Annotated in this window: 13 protein-coding genes; 7 read left to right on the forward strand and 6 right to left on the reverse strand. The window is 68.2% G+C overall.

Annotation, left to right across the window (positions count from 1 at the left end; genetic code table 11):
* Positions 1-47: 47 nt before the first annotated feature.
* Positions 48-686 (forward strand): Pr6Pr family membrane protein, encoded by a 639-nt coding sequence (locus C5F75_RS25580; protein WP_059583144.1) that lies wholly within the window; start codon positions 48-50, stop codon positions 684-686.
* A gap of 66 nt (positions 687-752) precedes the next feature.
* Here the strand turns inward: C5F75_RS25580 and C5F75_RS25585 are convergent, their stop codons facing one another.
* A complete protein-coding gene (locus C5F75_RS25585; protein ID WP_059582858.1) occupies positions 753-1487 on the reverse strand; it encodes a peptidoglycan DD-metalloendopeptidase family protein in 735 nt (244 codons plus the stop codon).
* 414 nt (positions 1488-1901) lie between these two features.
* Here C5F75_RS25585 and C5F75_RS25590 point away from each other — a divergent pair, with 414 nt between their 5' ends.
* A complete protein-coding gene (locus C5F75_RS25590; RefSeq protein WP_104012866.1) occupies positions 1902-2222 on the forward strand; it encodes a hypothetical protein in 321 nt (106 codons plus the stop codon).
* A gap of 110 nt (positions 2223-2332) precedes the next feature.
* Here C5F75_RS25590 and C5F75_RS25595 read toward each other — a convergent pair whose 3' ends face one another.
* The 4 genes from C5F75_RS25595 to C5F75_RS25610 form a co-directional block, all read right to left on the reverse strand.
* Positions 2333-2677: a DUF4148 domain-containing protein gene (locus C5F75_RS25595; RefSeq protein WP_059582861.1), complete on the reverse strand. Its 345-nt coding sequence runs from the start codon at positions 2675-2677 to the stop codon at positions 2333-2335.
* 197 nt (positions 2678-2874) lie between these two features.
* On the reverse strand, positions 2875-4287 hold the full coding sequence (gene gndA, locus C5F75_RS25600) for an NADP-dependent phosphogluconate dehydrogenase (RefSeq protein WP_027791098.1): 1413 nt from the start codon (positions 4285-4287) through the stop codon (positions 2875-2877).
* Positions 4288-4384: 97 nt separating this feature from the next.
* Positions 4385-5026 carry a DUF938 domain-containing protein gene (locus C5F75_RS25605; protein ID WP_104012867.1) on the reverse strand — a complete coding sequence of 214 codons (642 nt, stop codon included), beginning with the start codon at positions 5024-5026 and terminating at the stop codon, positions 4385-4387.
* Positions 5023-5925, reverse strand: a complete 903-nt coding sequence (locus C5F75_RS25610; RefSeq protein WP_059582868.1) for an NAD-dependent protein deacetylase — start codon at positions 5923-5925, stop codon at positions 5023-5025. Before C5F75_RS25610 ends, C5F75_RS25605 begins: the two co-directional genes overlap by 4 nt.
* 1063 nt (positions 5926-6988) lie before the next feature.
* Here C5F75_RS25610 and C5F75_RS25620 point away from each other — a divergent pair.
* Both C5F75_RS25620 and C5F75_RS25625 read left to right on the forward strand, forming a co-directional pair.
* Positions 6989-7948: an LLM class oxidoreductase gene (locus C5F75_RS25620; protein WP_104012868.1), complete on the forward strand. Its 960-nt coding sequence runs from the start codon at positions 6989-6991 to the stop codon at positions 7946-7948.
* Between the two features lie 348 nt (positions 7949-8296).
* Positions 8297-10741 (forward strand): mechanosensitive ion channel family protein, encoded by a 2445-nt coding sequence (locus C5F75_RS25625; protein ID WP_104012869.1) that lies wholly within the window; start codon positions 8297-8299, stop codon positions 10739-10741.
* 33 nt (positions 10742-10774) lie between these two features.
* On the opposite strand, the gene C5F75_RS25630 is transcribed toward C5F75_RS25625, so the two are convergent.
* Positions 10775-11611 (reverse strand): CerR family C-terminal domain-containing protein, encoded by an 837-nt coding sequence (locus C5F75_RS25630; protein ID WP_104012870.1) that lies wholly within the window; start codon positions 11609-11611, stop codon positions 10775-10777.
* Positions 11612-11702: 91 nt separating this feature from the next.
* Between C5F75_RS25630 and C5F75_RS25635 the strand changes: the two genes are divergently transcribed.
* The 3 genes from C5F75_RS25635 to C5F75_RS25645 are packed head-to-tail and all read left to right on the forward strand — an operon-like array spanning position 11703 to position 15907.
* Positions 11703-12827, forward strand: coding sequence for an HlyD family secretion protein (locus tag C5F75_RS25635; protein ID WP_059582880.1), 1125 nt, complete (start codon positions 11703-11705; stop codon positions 12825-12827).
* Entirely contained in the window at positions 12820-14406 is a 1587-nt protein-coding gene (locus tag C5F75_RS25640) for an MDR family MFS transporter (RefSeq protein ID WP_059582883.1), read from the forward strand. The genes C5F75_RS25635 and C5F75_RS25640 overlap by 8 nt, the downstream gene beginning before the upstream one ends.
* Positions 14407-14419: 13 nt before the next feature.
* The gene (locus C5F75_RS25645; RefSeq protein ID WP_104012871.1) at positions 14420-15907 is read left to right on the forward strand and encodes an efflux transporter outer membrane subunit; all 1488 of its coding nucleotides are present in this window, start codon (positions 14420-14422) and stop codon (positions 15905-15907) included.
* Positions 15908-16126 lie beyond the last annotated feature (219 nt).

Below are 16126 nucleotides of genomic sequence, written 5' to 3' on the forward strand. Positions count from 1 at the left end.
GGCGGCTGTGGCACGATGAAGCTTTGGTGCGACGGCGCGCGGGCATCATGAGCAAGGCGTTCTTCGTTGCGGCCTACCGGCTGATCGCCGCGTTGCTCGCGGTGTCCACCACGCTGCACAGCGTCGCCGACTACTGGCGCCTGCCGGATTTTCATCTCGGCAACTACCTCAGCTACTTCACGCAACTGAGCAGCCTCTACGCGGCCGCGATGCTGGCCGCGGGGCTGTCGCGCATCGCGCGCCCCGGCTCCGCCCGCTACGAATCGATGCGCGGCGCGGCGGTGCTGTACGTGCTGATCACCGCGATCGTCTACGAGTTGCTGCTCGCGCGGCTCGATGCGCTGCGCCACGTCACGCCGCCGTTCAACAACTGGGTGCTGCACCGGATCGTGCCGCTCGTGGTGCTGTGCGACTGGCTGTATGTCGAACCGCGCTCGCCGATTCCGCGCCGCAGCGCGTTCGCGTGGCTCGGCTTTCCGGTCGTCTATCTCGGCTATACGCTCGTGCGCGGCGCGGTGGAGAACTGGTATCCGTATCCGTTCGTCGATCCGCGGCCGCACGGGTACCTGCCGGTCGCGATCCAGTGTTCGATGATCGCGCTCGGCGCGGCGGCGCTCGCGCTGGGCATTTGCTGGCTCGGGAATCATGCGAGACAGTCTGGCAGCGCGACGCTTAAGGAAGGATGAAGGCGGAAAAGAGGAAAGAAGCAGGAACGTGTGCGCCGCCCGGCGCACACGTGGCGATGCCGGCGATCAGCGGCCGTTGCGCGGCAGGAAGTTCATCGGATCGACGACCTTGCCGTTCTGGCGGACTTCGAACTCGAACGTCGAACGACCGCTCGCGTCGGTGCCCATTTCGGCGACCGGCTGACCCTGGCGCACCGCGTCGCCTTCGTTGACGAGCAGCTTGCCGTTGTGTCCGTAGGCCGTGATGAGCCCGTTGTCGTGCTTCAGGATCACGAGCGGACCGTACGCCTGGACGCCGGAGCCGGCATATACCACGCGCCCGTTCGCCGCGGCCCGCACCGAACGGTCGGGCCCGGATGCGGCGATCACGACGCCGCGCGTCTTGCCGGCCGAGAACGGCGTCGCGACGACACCCGTGGCCGGCCATGCGAGCGAGCCTGGCTGGGCGGCCGACGCGGGCGGCTGCCCGTACGAGGTCGCAGCCGGCGGCGGCGCGACCCGCAGCACCTGGCCGGGCGACACGGCATCGGTGGGCGCCATGTGGTTCCAGCTGGCGACGTCCTGCACGCGCTGCCCGTAGGCGCTCGCGATGCCCGCCAGCGTATCGCCCGGGTTCACGCGGTAATAGCCGGCGATCACGCCCGGCGTCGCCGCCGACGTGGACGCCGGCTGGCGGGCGGGCTGCCAGTTGTCGGTCCACGGCGTCATCGTGCAACCCGTCAGCGCGATGGCCGCGGCAACGAGCGCCGCCTGCGGCAGCCAGCGCGTGAGCGTGTCGTGGATGGGAATAGTTTCTCTCAAGGGTCCTCCCGGATTTGCGTCGTTGCGCCGCCCGCCGCCCTCCGGCGCGCGACGCACGATGTCCGGCCGAACGGCCGGATCAATCAGTATCCGACCGCTTGCGCGGCCGTCAGTTTCCACAGCGGAACGTCGACGCGAATGAGCTCACCGGCCCCTTTTTCGCGTCGTCCCGATCGGCAAAGATACCATTTGTCGCGGTCAAGGCCCCGACAGTTGCCCGACCCGGAAACAATCTTGCGGCGTCGCACGGGGGGCGCCGGTCGCCTGCGGGCCGTGCCGGCGGGCGCTTTGGGGGTTTTTCGCTGGCGCGGCCGCCCTTGCCCGCGGTCTCGGCGCCGTCATATTGTCCGCTTCGATCCCCGCCTATACTCGGTGATGCGCAGCGCGAATCCAACGACAACGACGAGGATGACAATGAACAACGCGATGTTTCTCTCCGTGCAGCTCGACGCCGACGATTTCGCCGGTTCCAGCGGTCTGGTCGAATTGCTCAACCGGCACCTGTTGTTCGCGACCGACGTCGCCGAAGCGGCCGATGCGCTCGTCCAGTTGGCGAGCGTCACGCATTTGACCGGCGCCACGCGCCACAGCGTCGAGCTACCGGTCCTCGCGATCGAGCGGCTGCGCGACGCGCTCGATACGCTGAGCGGTTACGACGAAACGTGGCTGCAGGTACTGGAACCGGCCGAAGCGCTGTTCCGCGATATCGGGCGCGGCAGGCGCCCGCTGCACTGAACGGCCGCGCATCGCGCGCCGCCAATGAAAAAGCCCGCCGTACCGCATAGCGGCACGACGGGCTTTTGTACGACAGAGGGTCGGATGCGGTCGCCAGCGCGGCCGTACCATTAACGACCCTTGTAGACCGGTGCGCCGTCCGAGACGCGCTTGACTTGCCAGCCGGTCTTGGCCGGAGCCGGCGCGCCCGATTCCTGGCCGGCGGCCGGTTGCGCACCGTAGCCGGTCGTGTCGGCCGCGGCGACGTTCTGTTGCGGGTTCACGCGGGCTTCAGCAGCCTGGATGCCTTCCGGGTAGTTCGTCCGGTCGCTGCCCAGCTTGTAGCCGGCCTGTTGCAGCTGGACCAGCTCGGCCTTCACCTGGGCACGGGTGACGGGCGCGTTTTGTTGGGCGAACGAGACGGCGGGAACGGCGAGGACAGCAGCAGCAGCGAACGTTGCGATCAGCGATTTCATGATTACCTCCGGGATTTTTTTGCTCCGCCGCACACACCATGTCTGCAGCGATGGAACAGAGTTTAGTCCCGACAGCACCTAGGGAAAACCATGAAAGAGCGAAAACACTGTTTCCCCGGAGCCAACAATGTCAGCATCCGGGATAGAAAAACCCTATTCAAAGAATAGATTTTCGCAACAATGCCGCCGCAAACCGGTTACGACCAGTTCGCGTGGAAGCTGCCCGGCTTGTCGGTGCGCTCGAACGTGTGCGCGCCGAAGAAGTCGCGCTGCGCCTGCACGAGGTTCGCCGGCAGCCGCTCGGAACGATAGCTGTCGAAATACGCGACCGCCGATGCGAAGGCGGGAACCGGCACGCCGGCCTTCACCGCGGCCACCACGACGTCGCGCAGCGCCGTCTGGTAGTTCGCGGCGATGTCCTTGAAATACGGATCGAGCAGCAGGTTCGCGAGCGCCGGATCCTTCGCATAGGCGTCGGTGATCTTCTGCAGGAAGCGCGCGCGGATGATGCAGCCCGCGCGGAAGATCTTCGCGATCGTCCCGAGGTCGAGGTTCCAGCCGTATTCTTCCGACGCCGTGCGCAACTGCGCGAAGCCCTGCGCGTACGAGATCACCTTGCTCAGATACAGCGCGCGGCGCACCGCTTCGACGAACGCGGCACGATCGCCGTCGAACGGCGCGGCGGCCGGGCCCGACAGGATCTTGCTGGCCGCGACGCGCTCGGTCTTCAGCGACGACAGCACGCGCGCGAACACCGACTCGGTGATGAGCGGCAGCGGCACGCCGAGATCCAGCGCGTTCTGGCTCGTCCACTTGCCCGTGCCCTTCTGCGCGGCGCGATCGAGGATCACGTCGACGAGGTGCTTGCCGGTCTCTTCGTCCTTCTTCCCGAAGATCTTCGACGTGATCTCGATCAGGTAGCTGTCGAGCTCGCCCTGGTTCCATTCGGTGTACACGGCGCCGAGTTCGTCGTTGGTCAGGCCCGCAACGTCCTTCAGCACCGAGTAGCTTTCAGCGATCAGCTGCATGTCGCCGTATTCGATGCCGTTGTGGACCATCTTCACGTAGTGGCCCGCGCCGTCCGGGCCCATGTACGCGACGCACGGCTCGCCGTCCGACGGCGCCTTCGCGGCGATCTGCTTGAGGATCGGCTCGACGAGGTCGTACGCGTCGCGCTGGCCGCCGGGCATGATCGACGGGCCGCGCAGCGCGCCCTCTTCGCCGCCCGACACGCCGGTGCCGATGAAATGCAGGCCCGACTGCGCGAGTTCCTGGTTGCGGCGGATCGTGTCGGTGAAGTGCGTGTTGCCGCCGTCGATCAGCACGTCGCCCTTCTCGAGCAGCGGCTTGAGCGATGCGATCGTCGCATCGGTCGCTTCCCCGGCCTTCACCATCATCAGGATCCGGCGCGGCGTTTCGAGGGACGCGACGAACTCCTCGAGCGTATAGGTCGGCACCAGATTGCGGCCGGGGAATTCGGCGATCAGTTCGTCGGTTTTCTCGCGGCTGCGGTTGTACACCGATACCGCGTAACCGCGGCTCTCGATATTGAGTGCGAGATTGCGGCCCATCACCGCGAGCCCGATCACACCGATTGCTTGTTTGCCCATTAGTCAATTCTCCGGAAAAAACGGGGCACGACCCGAGCCGGGCCGCGCGCACAGGCGAAAGGATAGAGGAAACCCGGCGGCGCTGCGCGCTTGCGTGTCATTGCTCCGCGAGCGGCAGACGCCGGAACACGACGCTCAGGTTGTTCGCCGGCATCTCGACGACCTCGCGGCAGTCGAGCCCGCGATCGAGCCCGAGCGCGACCACCGTCTCGAGATCGCGCACGCCCCACGACGGGTCGCGGCCGCGCAACTGCTGGTCGAAGGCCGCGTTCGACGGCGCCGTATGGCGGCCTTCGCGACGGTACGGGCCGTACAGGAACAGCACGCCGTCCGGCCTCAGCACGCGCGACGCGCCCGCGAACAGCGCTTCCGTACAGGCCCACGGCGAGATGTGGATCATGTTGATGCAGACGATCGCGTCGAGCGCCGCGACCGGCCACGGCGTATCGCGCACGTCGAACGCCAGCGGGCCGGCGACGTTCGCGAGGCCCATGTGCGCGATCCACGCCGCGATCGAGCGCCGCGCCTGCGCGTCGGGATCGCTCGGCTGCCAGTGCAGGCCCGGCAACGCCTGCGCGAAGTGAACGACGTGCTGCCCGGTGCCGCTCGCGATTTCGAGCACGCTGCCGCTCGCCGGCAGCACGCGGCGCAGCACGTCGAGGATCGGCCCGCGATTGCGTTCGGCCGCCGGCGCCGACAGCCGCGCGGACGGATCGGGCGAGGAAGCGGCGCCGGTCACGATGCATGCTCCGTCGTGTGGCTGTTGCTTCCGAGCCCCAGCCGCGCCACGAGCGCGTCGAGCGCGGGGGCGCAGTGCGCCTCGACCTTCAGCGTCAGCATCGGGTCGGCGCGCGTATGGCCGAGATTGAGGGCGGCAACCGGCTTGCGCTGCGCCTGCGCCCACACGCAGAAGCGGTAGCCGGAATACACCATCAGCGACGAGCCGACGACGAGCAGCGCGTCGGCCGCGTCGAGCGCCTGCGACGCCAGCGCCACGCGCTCGCGCGGCACGTTCTCGCCGAAGAACACCACCGCCGGCTTCAGCAGCCCGCCGCACGCGGGGCACGCCGGGATGTGGAACGTATCGAGCGCGGCCCATTCGAGATGCGCGTCGCCGTCCGCGGCCGGCTCGGCCTGCGCGCCCAGCAGATCCGGATTGTCGACTTCGAGCACGGCCTGGATTGTCGCGCGCGCGTGATGCGCGCCGCAGTCGAGGCAGGTCACGCCGTTGATGCCGCCGTGCAGCTCGATCACGTCGTCGCTGCCCGCGCGCTGATGCAAGCCGTCGACGTTCTGCGTGACGAGGCGCTCGATCCGGCCCGCGCCGCCGAGCCGCGCCAGCGCGACATGCGACCCGTTCGGCCGCGCGCGCCCGACGACCGGCCAGCCGATCATGCTGCGGGCCCAGTAGCGGCGCCGCGCGGCATCGGAGCTGAGGAATTCCTGGAGCTGGATCGGCGGCGAGCGCATCCATTGGCCGTTGCGGTCGCGGTAGCCGGGAATGCCGGAATCGGTGCTGATGCCCGCGCCGGTCAGCACGAGCAGGCGCGGATGACGCTCGACGAACGTGTGCAGCGCATCGAGCGCGGCCGGATCGACGTCGGCGAGGGAGGAATCGGGCAAGGCTTTATCGTTCATGTTGGCAACGTGATCGGTCGTGCCGGCAGGCCGTGCGCCCGCACGGGCTGGCCACGCATGCCAGCACATGATACAGAACGCCGCGCGATCGGGTGGGCGGCCGCCGCGGCAAGCCGGCGGCACGAAAAACCCGCAAAAAGACGCCCATCGCCGCTCGGCGACGGGCGCTTCAACAATTGATCCATCGGGGTAGTGGATCAACTGACAGCACAATGTTGCGACGCCCGTCGTACCGCGATCGACGGACGTTCCCCGGACTTCGTGTTCCGCGCTGCCGCGCACATCGGCGCGTCACCGGCTTTCCCGATTCGATCCTGTTCGGCTGGCTCGTCACGCCGACACGATGCACGGCGTGCAAATGGATTCGCCGCGCGACGACGTGCGTGGCGCCATGGCATGACGATTCCGGGATCCAGGCCGCGGCCATCCGCCTGCGTTCGCGGTTCATCGTCGACGGCCGATCGGCACTGGTCGGCCTCGTGCGTCACGCATACACGCCGTCGTTCAGAACGAACCCGATTGCCCGGATGGAACGGAAAGCCGCTTGTTCACGTCGCCGTCATCAACGGCGAAGCGACTACCCTGGCAGGTCGGCGATTCATGTTTGCAACACGATTCGTTGCGTTTCGGTCTTTTTTCATTCTCTTGTCCCCGTCTCCGATACATCCGCCCCACTGAAGCGATTGCCGGGATCGACTTCGCCCGCGATCGCGCTCACGGCACATACAACCATGCAAGGAGCGCACCATGCTTCATGCCGCAAGGCCTCGCGGGCACCTGCAAGACCGCGAACAAGCATCGCACCCCGCCAGAAAGCGCGAACGTTTCGAAACTGAAACGTATCGCCGGGCCCGCCGGGCGTCGTCGCGCGGCCCCCGAGCCGGGCGGTCGATCACCTTACGATCGCCTTGAGATCGCCCTACGTTTGGCGCCGCGCGGCACGTCCCCGCGGGCCGGATAGCGCGAGCTTGGCCGTCCCGCTCGTCCATCGCGCAAACACGCTAGAGTCTCTTTACATAGGGAACGCCGCGCGTTCCCGCCGCCTCGCCTCCAAGGAACCGCCATGACCTCCGTCGCTGCCGCCCACCCCGACGTCGCGCATCCCGTGTTTTCGGCCGGGCGGCTGTCGATCGGCCTCACGCTTCCGCTCCTGCGCAGCGGCCACGTCGTCGCGGACTTCAACGAACAGCTCGAACTCGCGGCGCGGGCCGATTCGCTCGGCTTTCGCGCGCTGTGGATTCGCGACGTGCCGCTGAACAGCGCGGATTATCCCGACCCGGTCGGCCACCTCGACCCGTGGGTGCTGCTCGGCGCGCTCGCGGCGCGCACCCGCCGGATCGCGCTCGCCAGCGGCGCGATCGTGCTGCCGCTGCGTCATCCGCTGCATATCGCCAAAGGCGCGCTGTCGGTCGCGACGCTGTCGGGCGGCCGCTTCATCCTCGGGCTCGGCTCCGGCGACCGGCCGCCCGAATATGCGGCGTTCGGCGTGGACGCGGAAACGCGGCGCGACCGCTATCGCGCGCACTGGGACGTCGTCGCGGCCGCACTCGGCGTGCCGTCGCGCGTGCGGCCGGACGAAACGCCGCCCGATGCGCCCGAATTCACGCTGCTGCCGCGCGGCGCCGACGCGGTGCCGATGCTTGCGGTCGGCTCGGGCGGACAGAGCGTGGACTGGATCGCACGGCATTCGATCGGCTGGATGACGTATCACCGCGATCCCGATACGCAGCGCGCCCGCTATTCGATGTGGCGCGCGGCGGTCGACCGGCTCGCCTCGCCGGCATATCGCGCGTTCGGCGTCGCGATGCGGCTCGACCTCGCCGCCCGTCCCGACACGCCCGCCACCGCGCTGCCGCTCGGTTATGCAACCGGGCGCCGCGCATTGGTCGACATCCTGCGGGACATGCGTGCGGAAGGTACGCACCATGTCACGCTGAACCTAGGATCGGACCGGCCCGTGCGCGATGTCATCGAAGAAATCGCCGAACATGTCCTGCCGGTATTTCACGACGAGCAAGCGTGATTCATCAGGAATCCAAATTCAGATGACGTGATGCGAGCGTGGGTCGCGGCCGCACGAACGCTCGCCGGGCAACGCATCGCGAGTCGGCATCGAAAGACACGCGTTACAGGCGGCTCCCCTGCGATCGGGAAAGCGGGACGTTTCCGCCGATGCCGGACGGCGGCAGTCAGCATCAGGTATCAGATACATGACTTGCGGACATGCACCGCCAGCGCCCGCACAGCCCTGTTCATACCCGATCCGAATAGTCGGCGACGGAACTATTCGCTCCCGGTCGCAATCATGTTAACTTCCGTCCATCGTTCAGCCCGGCGGGCCGCGTGACGATACGCACCGCCTTCCCACTCCATGCGACATTTCCTCCTCGGCTGGCTGCTCGCCGCCGTCGTCTCGGCCGCCCACGCGGCCGCGCCCGCTCCGGCCGCCGCGTCGGCCGCCTCCGGCGCCGAGCCCGCACTGACGCCGCAGCAGGCGCGGCAGGCATTGAATGTGCTCGAGAACCCGCGCGAGCGCGCACAGGTCGAAACGACGCTGCGCGCCATCGCGGCCGTCGGCGCGTTGAGCGCGCCCGCCGTGCCGGCAAGCGCCGCGCCTGCCAGCGGCGCATCGGCTGCCGCGGCGCCGGCGGCGCTCACGTCGAACGGGCTCGCATCGATGCTCGTTCGCCAGGGATCGCGCTGGGCCGCCCAGATCGGCAATGCACTGCAGGAATCGCTGCGCTCGCTGCTCGATATCGGGTCGGTGGGAAGCTGGTGGCACGACAGGCTCGTGCGCGCCGACCAGCGTGCGGACCTCACTCACACGCTCGTGATCCTCCTCGCGGTGCTCGTGCCCGCGCTCTTCGTCGAATGGCTCGCGAAGCGGCTGCTGCGACGCGCGCTGGCTGCATTGGCCGCGCGCCGCGCGGCGTCCGATTCCGCCGCGTCGGACGAGGGCAACACGCCGCCGCCCGATACGTCCACCGCGCCCGACACCGCAACCGCAGGCACGGCAGACACCGCCCCTCCATCCTCGCAAAGCCGAGGCCACGCACGCCGACACACCACGCTGCTGCACCGGATGCCGCGCGCGCTCGTGAGTCTCGCGCTGCGCGCGGTGCCGCTGCTCGTGTTCGTCGGCGTCGCGAGCCTGACGATGTCGTTGCTCGATGAAACGGACACGCCGATCGAATCCGCGCTCGAAGCATTGATCGACATCTACGTGATCTGCCGGCTCGTCACCATCGTCAGCCGACTGTTCTTCCAGCCCGATGCGCGGCAGTTGCGGCTGCTGCATATCAGCGACGCATGGGCCGATTTCGCGCAACGCTCGATCGCGCGGATCGTGATCGTGGTCGGCGCGTGCACGGCGGCCGTCGAGATCGCCGCCAACTTCGGCCTGACCGAAGCCGGCCATGTCGCGCTGCTGAAGGCCGTCGCGCTCGTCGGGCACGTGATGATCTCGGTACTGATCCTGCAGTGCCGCCGGCCGGTGGCGGCACGCATCCGCGCCGCCGGCGCGGATCGGCCGACCTTCACCGTCGTCGGCAACGCGCTCGCGGACGCGTGGGCGCCCGTCTCGGTCTTCATCGTGATGGCGCTGTGGTTCGTGTGGGCGCTCGACGTCCACAACGGCTACCGCGTGCTGATCGCGCTCGGGGGCCGCTCGATCGCCGTGATGATCGCGATGCGAATGGTGTCGATCGTCGTGTTCGGCGCGCTCGCGCGGCTGTTCCAGCGCCGCGAGGACGACCGCACGCTCGTTCATCTGCACGCGTACCGCTACTACCCGCTGCTGCGCCAGATCGTGTCGGGCGCGATCGGCATCGTGACCGTCGTACTGCTGCTGCAGATCTGGGGCGTGCCGATCTTCCGCGCGTTCGAGACGGGCACGATCGGCCACCGCCTCGCGTCCGCGCTGGTGACGATCGCGATCGCGGCAATCGTCGCGCTCGTCGTGTGGGAAGCGGCCAACATCGCGATCGAGCGCCGCCTGCAACGCTGGACGCGCGAAGGCAACCTGGTGCGCGCGGCGCGGCTGCGCACGCTGCTGCCGATGCTGCGCTCGCTGCTGTTCGTGATGATCGCGCTCGTCGTCGTGCTGACGGGCCTCAGTGAACTCGGCGTAAACGTCGGCCCGCTGCTGGCCGGCGCCAGCATCTTCGGCGTCGCGCTCGGGTTCGGCTCGCAAAAGCTCGTGCAGGATTTCATCACCGGGATCTTCCTGCTGATGGAAAACGCGATGCAGGTCGGCGACTGGGTCACGCTCGCCGGCGTATCGGGCACGGTCGAATACCTGTCGATCCGCACCGTGCGGCTGCGCGCCGGCGACGGGTCGCTGTACACGATCCCGTTCAGCTCGGTGACGACCGTCAACAACACGAATCGCGGGCTCGGCAACGCGGCCGTCAAGGTCAGCATCGCGTACGGCGAGGACATCGACCGCGCGATCGCGACGCTGAAGGAAATCGGCGCCGCGTTGCGCGACGATCCGAAATACCAAGACGGCATCCTGTCGGATTTCAGCTACTGGGGTATCGATCAGGTCGATGGCGCGGCGCTCGCGCTGGCCGGGCAGATCCAGTGCACGGACTCGGCGCGCTGGAGCGTGCAGCGCGAATTCAACCGGCGGATCGCGGAAACGTTCCGCGAACGCGGGATCCGGATCGCCAATCCGCAGCGCAGCGTCGTAGCCTATGCGGATGGATCGCGGCCTGCCGGCAACGAGAACGACGCGCGCCCCGATACGCGGAATGCCGCCGAACCGGCAGCCCGGCCGCCGTCGCCCGACGGAGCGGAGCGCAAGCCGGGCTGATCGCGCTCGCCCGGGGCCGGCGACCGGCCGCGCTCAACGCGCGGCAGGCTTCTTCACGCGCGCCGTGCTTTTCGCGGCGGGGGGTACCGCCCCCGGCTTCGCGGCACGTGGTTTCGCCGCGGCACGCTGCCCGCGCTTCGCAGCGGTTGCCGGGGCAGCGGCACCCGCATCGCGCTGCGCATGCCATTGCTCGAGCAGCACGCGCGTCTGCTCGGCAATCGTGTCGGTTACCAGCGCCGCACGCTCGCCCTCGAATGCGTCCCATTCGAGCAACTGCAGCGCCGAACGCTGCGCGATGTGAAACACCGTGATCTGCCCGAACAGGCTGAGCGCGCGCAATCGCGTGACGGGATCGTCGACAGGCCGGCCGGAGATGCGGCCGATCAGCTCGGCGCTCACGTCGTTGAGCGGCTTGCGCAAGCGCTTCATCAGGATTTCGCTCGCGCTCGCCGGCTCCTGGCCGCCCTGCTCGCGCGCGAAGAACATCCGCTGGTTCATCGTCTTCGGTGCGGTGAACATCCGGTCCGACAGCGCGCGCAGCAGCCCGACGAACGCATCGATCAGCTCGTCGACGCTCGCGTCCGTGTCGAGCATCGCCCGCGCATGGCCGACCGCCGGCGCGAACACCGCCCAGCCGTGCTCGGCGATCGTCTCGACGCACGCGCGGTACACGCCTTCCTTGTTCTCGAAGTAGTACTGGAGCGCCGGCGCGTTCACGCCCGCCCTCGCGGCGATCTCGCGCGTCGACGCGCCCGCGAACCCGCGTTCGCCGAACAGTTCGAGCGCCGCCTCGATGATCCGCTGGCGCGTTTCGTCGCCGCGCGCGTAGCCGCCCGCCGACGTGCGGCGCAGCTTCTTCGCTTCGTTCATGCCTTCCTCGTCATTCGATCGATCGACATTCTACTTGACACAATTTTATCAACTGGAATAATTCTTCCACTTGGAATAAATTGGACTCAGCATGTCGACGCCACAAGACCCGCCACAGAAAGCAGATCGTCAGGAAAACGGAACAACGCCGCGCAACGGAAACGGCGGGAGAAGGCGGCGCATCCTGCTCGCGGTCGCCGTGCTCGCGGCCGTCGGCGGCGCGGTCTGGCTCGGCCGCTGGTGGACGGTCGGCCGCTTCATCGAGAGCACCAACGACGCGTATCTGCAAGCGGACAGCATGACCGCCGCGCCGAAGGTCGCCGGCTACGTGACCGACGTCTATGTACGCGACAACCAGCCCGTGAAGGCCGGCGATCCGCTCGTGCGGCTCGACGTGCGCCAGTATCAGGTCGCGCTCGCGCAGGCGCTCGCTACCGTCGACGCCCGCCGCGCCGATATCGCGCGCGCCGAAGCCGACATCAGCCAGCAGCGCGCGAATCTCGAGCAGGCCGAAGCGCAGGCGAAGGTATCGCGCATCAACGCGCAGCACGCAAGCGACGAGTACACGCGCTACGCGCCGCTCGCGGCGACGGGCGCCGAGACGCACGAACGCGTGGCCGACCTGAAAAGCACGCGCGACCAGGCGGCGGCGACGCTCGCCGCGAACAACGCGTCGATCGCCGCCGCCCGCACGCAGATCGCGTCGTTCACCGCACAGCTCCAGCAGGCGCGCGCGCAGCTCGAGGCCGCGCAGGCCAGCGCCGCACAGGCGCAACTCGACCTCGACAACACGATCGTGCGCAGCACGCTCGCGGGCCGCGTCGGCGATCGCACGGTGCGCGTCGGTCAATACGTGCAGCCCGGCACGCGTCTGCTGACCGTCGTGCCGGTCGACTCGATCTATCTCGTCGCGAACTTCAAGGAAACGCAGATCGGCAACATGCGCATCGGCCAGCCCGTCGAGCTGCATGTCGACGCGCTGCCGGACGGCCCGCTGTCCGGCGTCGTCGACAGCTTCGCGCCCGGCACCGGCGCGCAGTTCGCGCTGCTGCCGCCCGAGAACGCGACCGGCAACTTCACGAAGATCGTCCAGCGCGTGCCGGTGCGCATCCGTCTCGCCGCGGATGCCCGCGCGCAGCGCATGCTGTTGCCCGGGCTGTCGGTGACGGTCGACGTCGATACGCGCTCGGCCCGCGACGAGACGCATCATGGCTGATACGTCCGCCACGATACCCATGCCGCCGCACGAGGGCCGCGCGAGCGTGACCGACTGGATCGCGGTCGCGGCCGGCGCGCTCGGCGCGCTGATGGCGACGCTCGACATCTCGATCACGAACTCCGCGCTGCCGCAGATCCAGGGAGAAATCGGCGCGACCGGCACCGAAGGCACGTGGATCTCGACCGGCTACCTGATGTCGGAAATCGTGATGATCCCGCTCGCCGCGTGGCTCACGCGCGTGTTCGGGCTGCGCAATTTCCTGCTGACGAACTCCGCGCTGTTCATCGCGTTCTCGATGATGTGCGGCTGGTCGCATTCGCTGCCGATGATGATCGCCGGCCGGATCGGCCAGGGCTTCACCGGCGGCGCGCTGATCCCGACCGCGCAGACGATCATCCGCACGCGATTGCCGCTGTCGCAGTTGCCGGTCGGGATGACGCTGTTCGGCCTGATCGTGCTGCTCGGGCCGCTGTTCGGCCCGGTGCTCGGCGGCTGGCTCGCGGAAAACGTGAACTGGAGCTGGTGCTTCTTCCTGAACCTGCCCGTGTGCCTGCTGCTGATGGCGCTGCTGGTGTTCGGGCTGCCGTCGGACCGCCCGCAATGGAGCGCATTCTTCAACGCGGACTGGCTGGGCATCTTCGGCCTCGCGATCGGCCTGAGCTCGCTGACCGTCGTGCTCGAGGAAGGCCAGCGCGAGCGCTGGTTCGAATCGCAGATGATCGTCACGCTGAGCGTCGTGTCGTTCGTCGGGATGATCCTGATCGCGCTGTCGCAGCGCTTCGCGAAGCGGCCGATCATGCGGCTGTCGCTGATGCGCAACCCGCGCTACGCGAGCGTGATCGTGATCGTGTCCGCGGTCGGCGCCGGGCTGTACGGCGTGTCCTACCTGCTGCCGCAGTTCCTCGCGATCGTCGCCGGCTACAACGCGGAACAGGCCGGCGCGATCATGCTGCTGTCGGGGCTGCCGGCCTTTCTCGTGATGCCGATCCTGCCGCGCCTGCTCGGCAAGGTCGATTTCCGCATCCTCGTGATCGCGGGGCTGCTGCTGTTCTGCCTGAGCTGCATGCTCGACATCAGCCTGACCGCGCAGAGCGTCGGCCACGATTTCGTGTGGTCGCAACTGATCCGCGGCCTCGCGCAGATGCTCGCGATGATGCCGCTCAACCAGGCGTCGATGGCGGCCGTCGCGCGCGAGGATTCAGGCGATGCGGCCGGGCTCTACAACATGGCGCGCAACCTCGGCGGCTCGATCGGGCTCGCGATCATCGGCACCGTGATCGACCGGCGCACGACCTTCCATACGGCCGCGCTGCGCGAATCGGTGAGCGCGAACTCGCTGATCGGGCAGGATCGCCTGTCGGCCTATGCGGCCAACTGGTTCGCGCACACCGGCGATCTCGCGTATTCGAACATGCGCGCGCTCGGCCAACTGGCGCAGCAGATCCAGATCCAGGCCGTCGTGATGACCTATTCCGAAACCTTCTATCTGCTCGGCCTCGCGCTGCTCGCCTGCGTGCCGCTCGCGCTGCTGCTGCGCACGCCGCGCGGCCCGCAACCGATGTCATCCGGCCATTGACCCGTCTTACGCGATGAAACCCTTCACCCTGCCCCGCCGCCCCGCGCTCACCCTGTGCGCGGTCGCGTGCCTGCTCGCCGGCTGCACGGTCGGCCCCGACTACCGCGGCGCGCCCGCCGCACCGGATGCGCCGACCTTCGTGCGAGCACCGGCCACCGGCGTCGACACCGCCGCGCCCGCGCCGAGCGCGTGGTGGCACGCGCTGAACGACCGCCAGCTCGACGAGCTGATCGTCGCCGCACTCGTCTACAACCCCGATCTGCATGCGGCGCAGGGCCGCTTGCGCGCGGCACGCGCGCAGCTCTCGCAACAGCGCGCCGCACGGATGCCGAAATCGTCGGCCACCGTCGCGGCCATCCGCATGCGCGAACCGGACGTCGGCGCGCTCGGCGCGCTGCTGCCGTCGAACGACTCGGGCCAGTCGGGCGGCACGTCGCCGTCGCTCGGCGGCTCGGGGCCGCTGCAACTCTATTCGGCGGGCTTCGACGCGACCTGGGAAATCGATCTGTTCGGTGGCACGCGCCGCGCGATCGAAGCCGCATCCGCACAGGCCGAAGCGGTCGATGCCGATCTTGCCGACACGCAGGTGTCGATCGCGGCGGAAGTCGCGAATGCGTACGTCGACCTGCGCGACCAGCAGCAACGGCTTGCGTTGTCGCGGCGCACCGCGCAATTGCAGCAGCAGATGCTCGAACTCACGCAGCAGCGCCGCGCGCGCGGCGTCGCGGCCGATGCGGACATCGAGCGCCTGACGACGCAGGTCGAGAACACGCGCGCCTCGCTGATCCCGCTGGATGCCCAGGTGACCGAATCGCTCGACCGGCTCGCGATCCTGACGGGCCGCGCGCCGGGCGCGCTCGACGCCGCGCTGTCGACGCCGGACGCGGCATTGCCGACGCTGCCCGGCAGCGTCGCGATCGGCGATCCGGCCACGCTGCTGAAACAGCGCCCCGACATTCGCGCGGCCGAACGCCGGCTCGCGTCGAGCAATGCGCAGATCGGCGAGCATGTGGCCGACTATTTCCCGAAGGTGACGCTGCTCGGCGATCTCGGCTTCAGCGCGACCGACCCCGGCCACCTGTTGCGCAAGCGGAATTTCACGTGGGTCGGCGCGCCGTACTTGCAATGGAACATTCTCGACTTCGGACGCACGCGCGGCGCGGTACGTGCGGCCGAAGCATCGCGCGACGAAGCGGAAGCGAATTATCAGAAAGCCGTGCTCGATGCATTACAGGATGCCAACACCGCGTTGCAGCGTTACGGGCATCAGCGCGAACATGTGGTCGCGTTGACGAAGGTGCAGACGTCGGCCGTGCATTCGCGTGCGCTGATGGACCAGCGCTATCGCGCGGGCGTCGCGTCGATGATCGACCTGCTCGATACGCAACGCGAAGCGCTAGCCGCGCAGCAGAACGTGATCGCCGGGCAAGCCGAACTGATCAAGGACTACGTGTCGGTGCAGAAGAGCCTCGGGCTCGGATGGCAAACAGGCGCCGGTTGACGGCGCCGCCGCAAATCATGCACGACCGATGCATCATGCTCGTCGAAACAATTCGGCAACAACTCATTGCGCGCGCAACAATACTGCTTCGTTTCGTGCGCGACGAACGGTTCGCGCCGCATCGTGCCCACGGCTATCGATGACATATCGAATATCAATTAGCCAATCGTCTGACGATCTCTTCTAATTCAGTCGGCTTCCCCACCACCGATCGGATCA

Origin of the sequence: Burkholderia anthinoferrum (assembly GCF_002925705.1) — a bacterium.
GTDB classification, from domain to species: Bacteria; Pseudomonadota; Gammaproteobacteria; order Burkholderiales; family Burkholderiaceae; genus Burkholderia; species Burkholderia semiarida.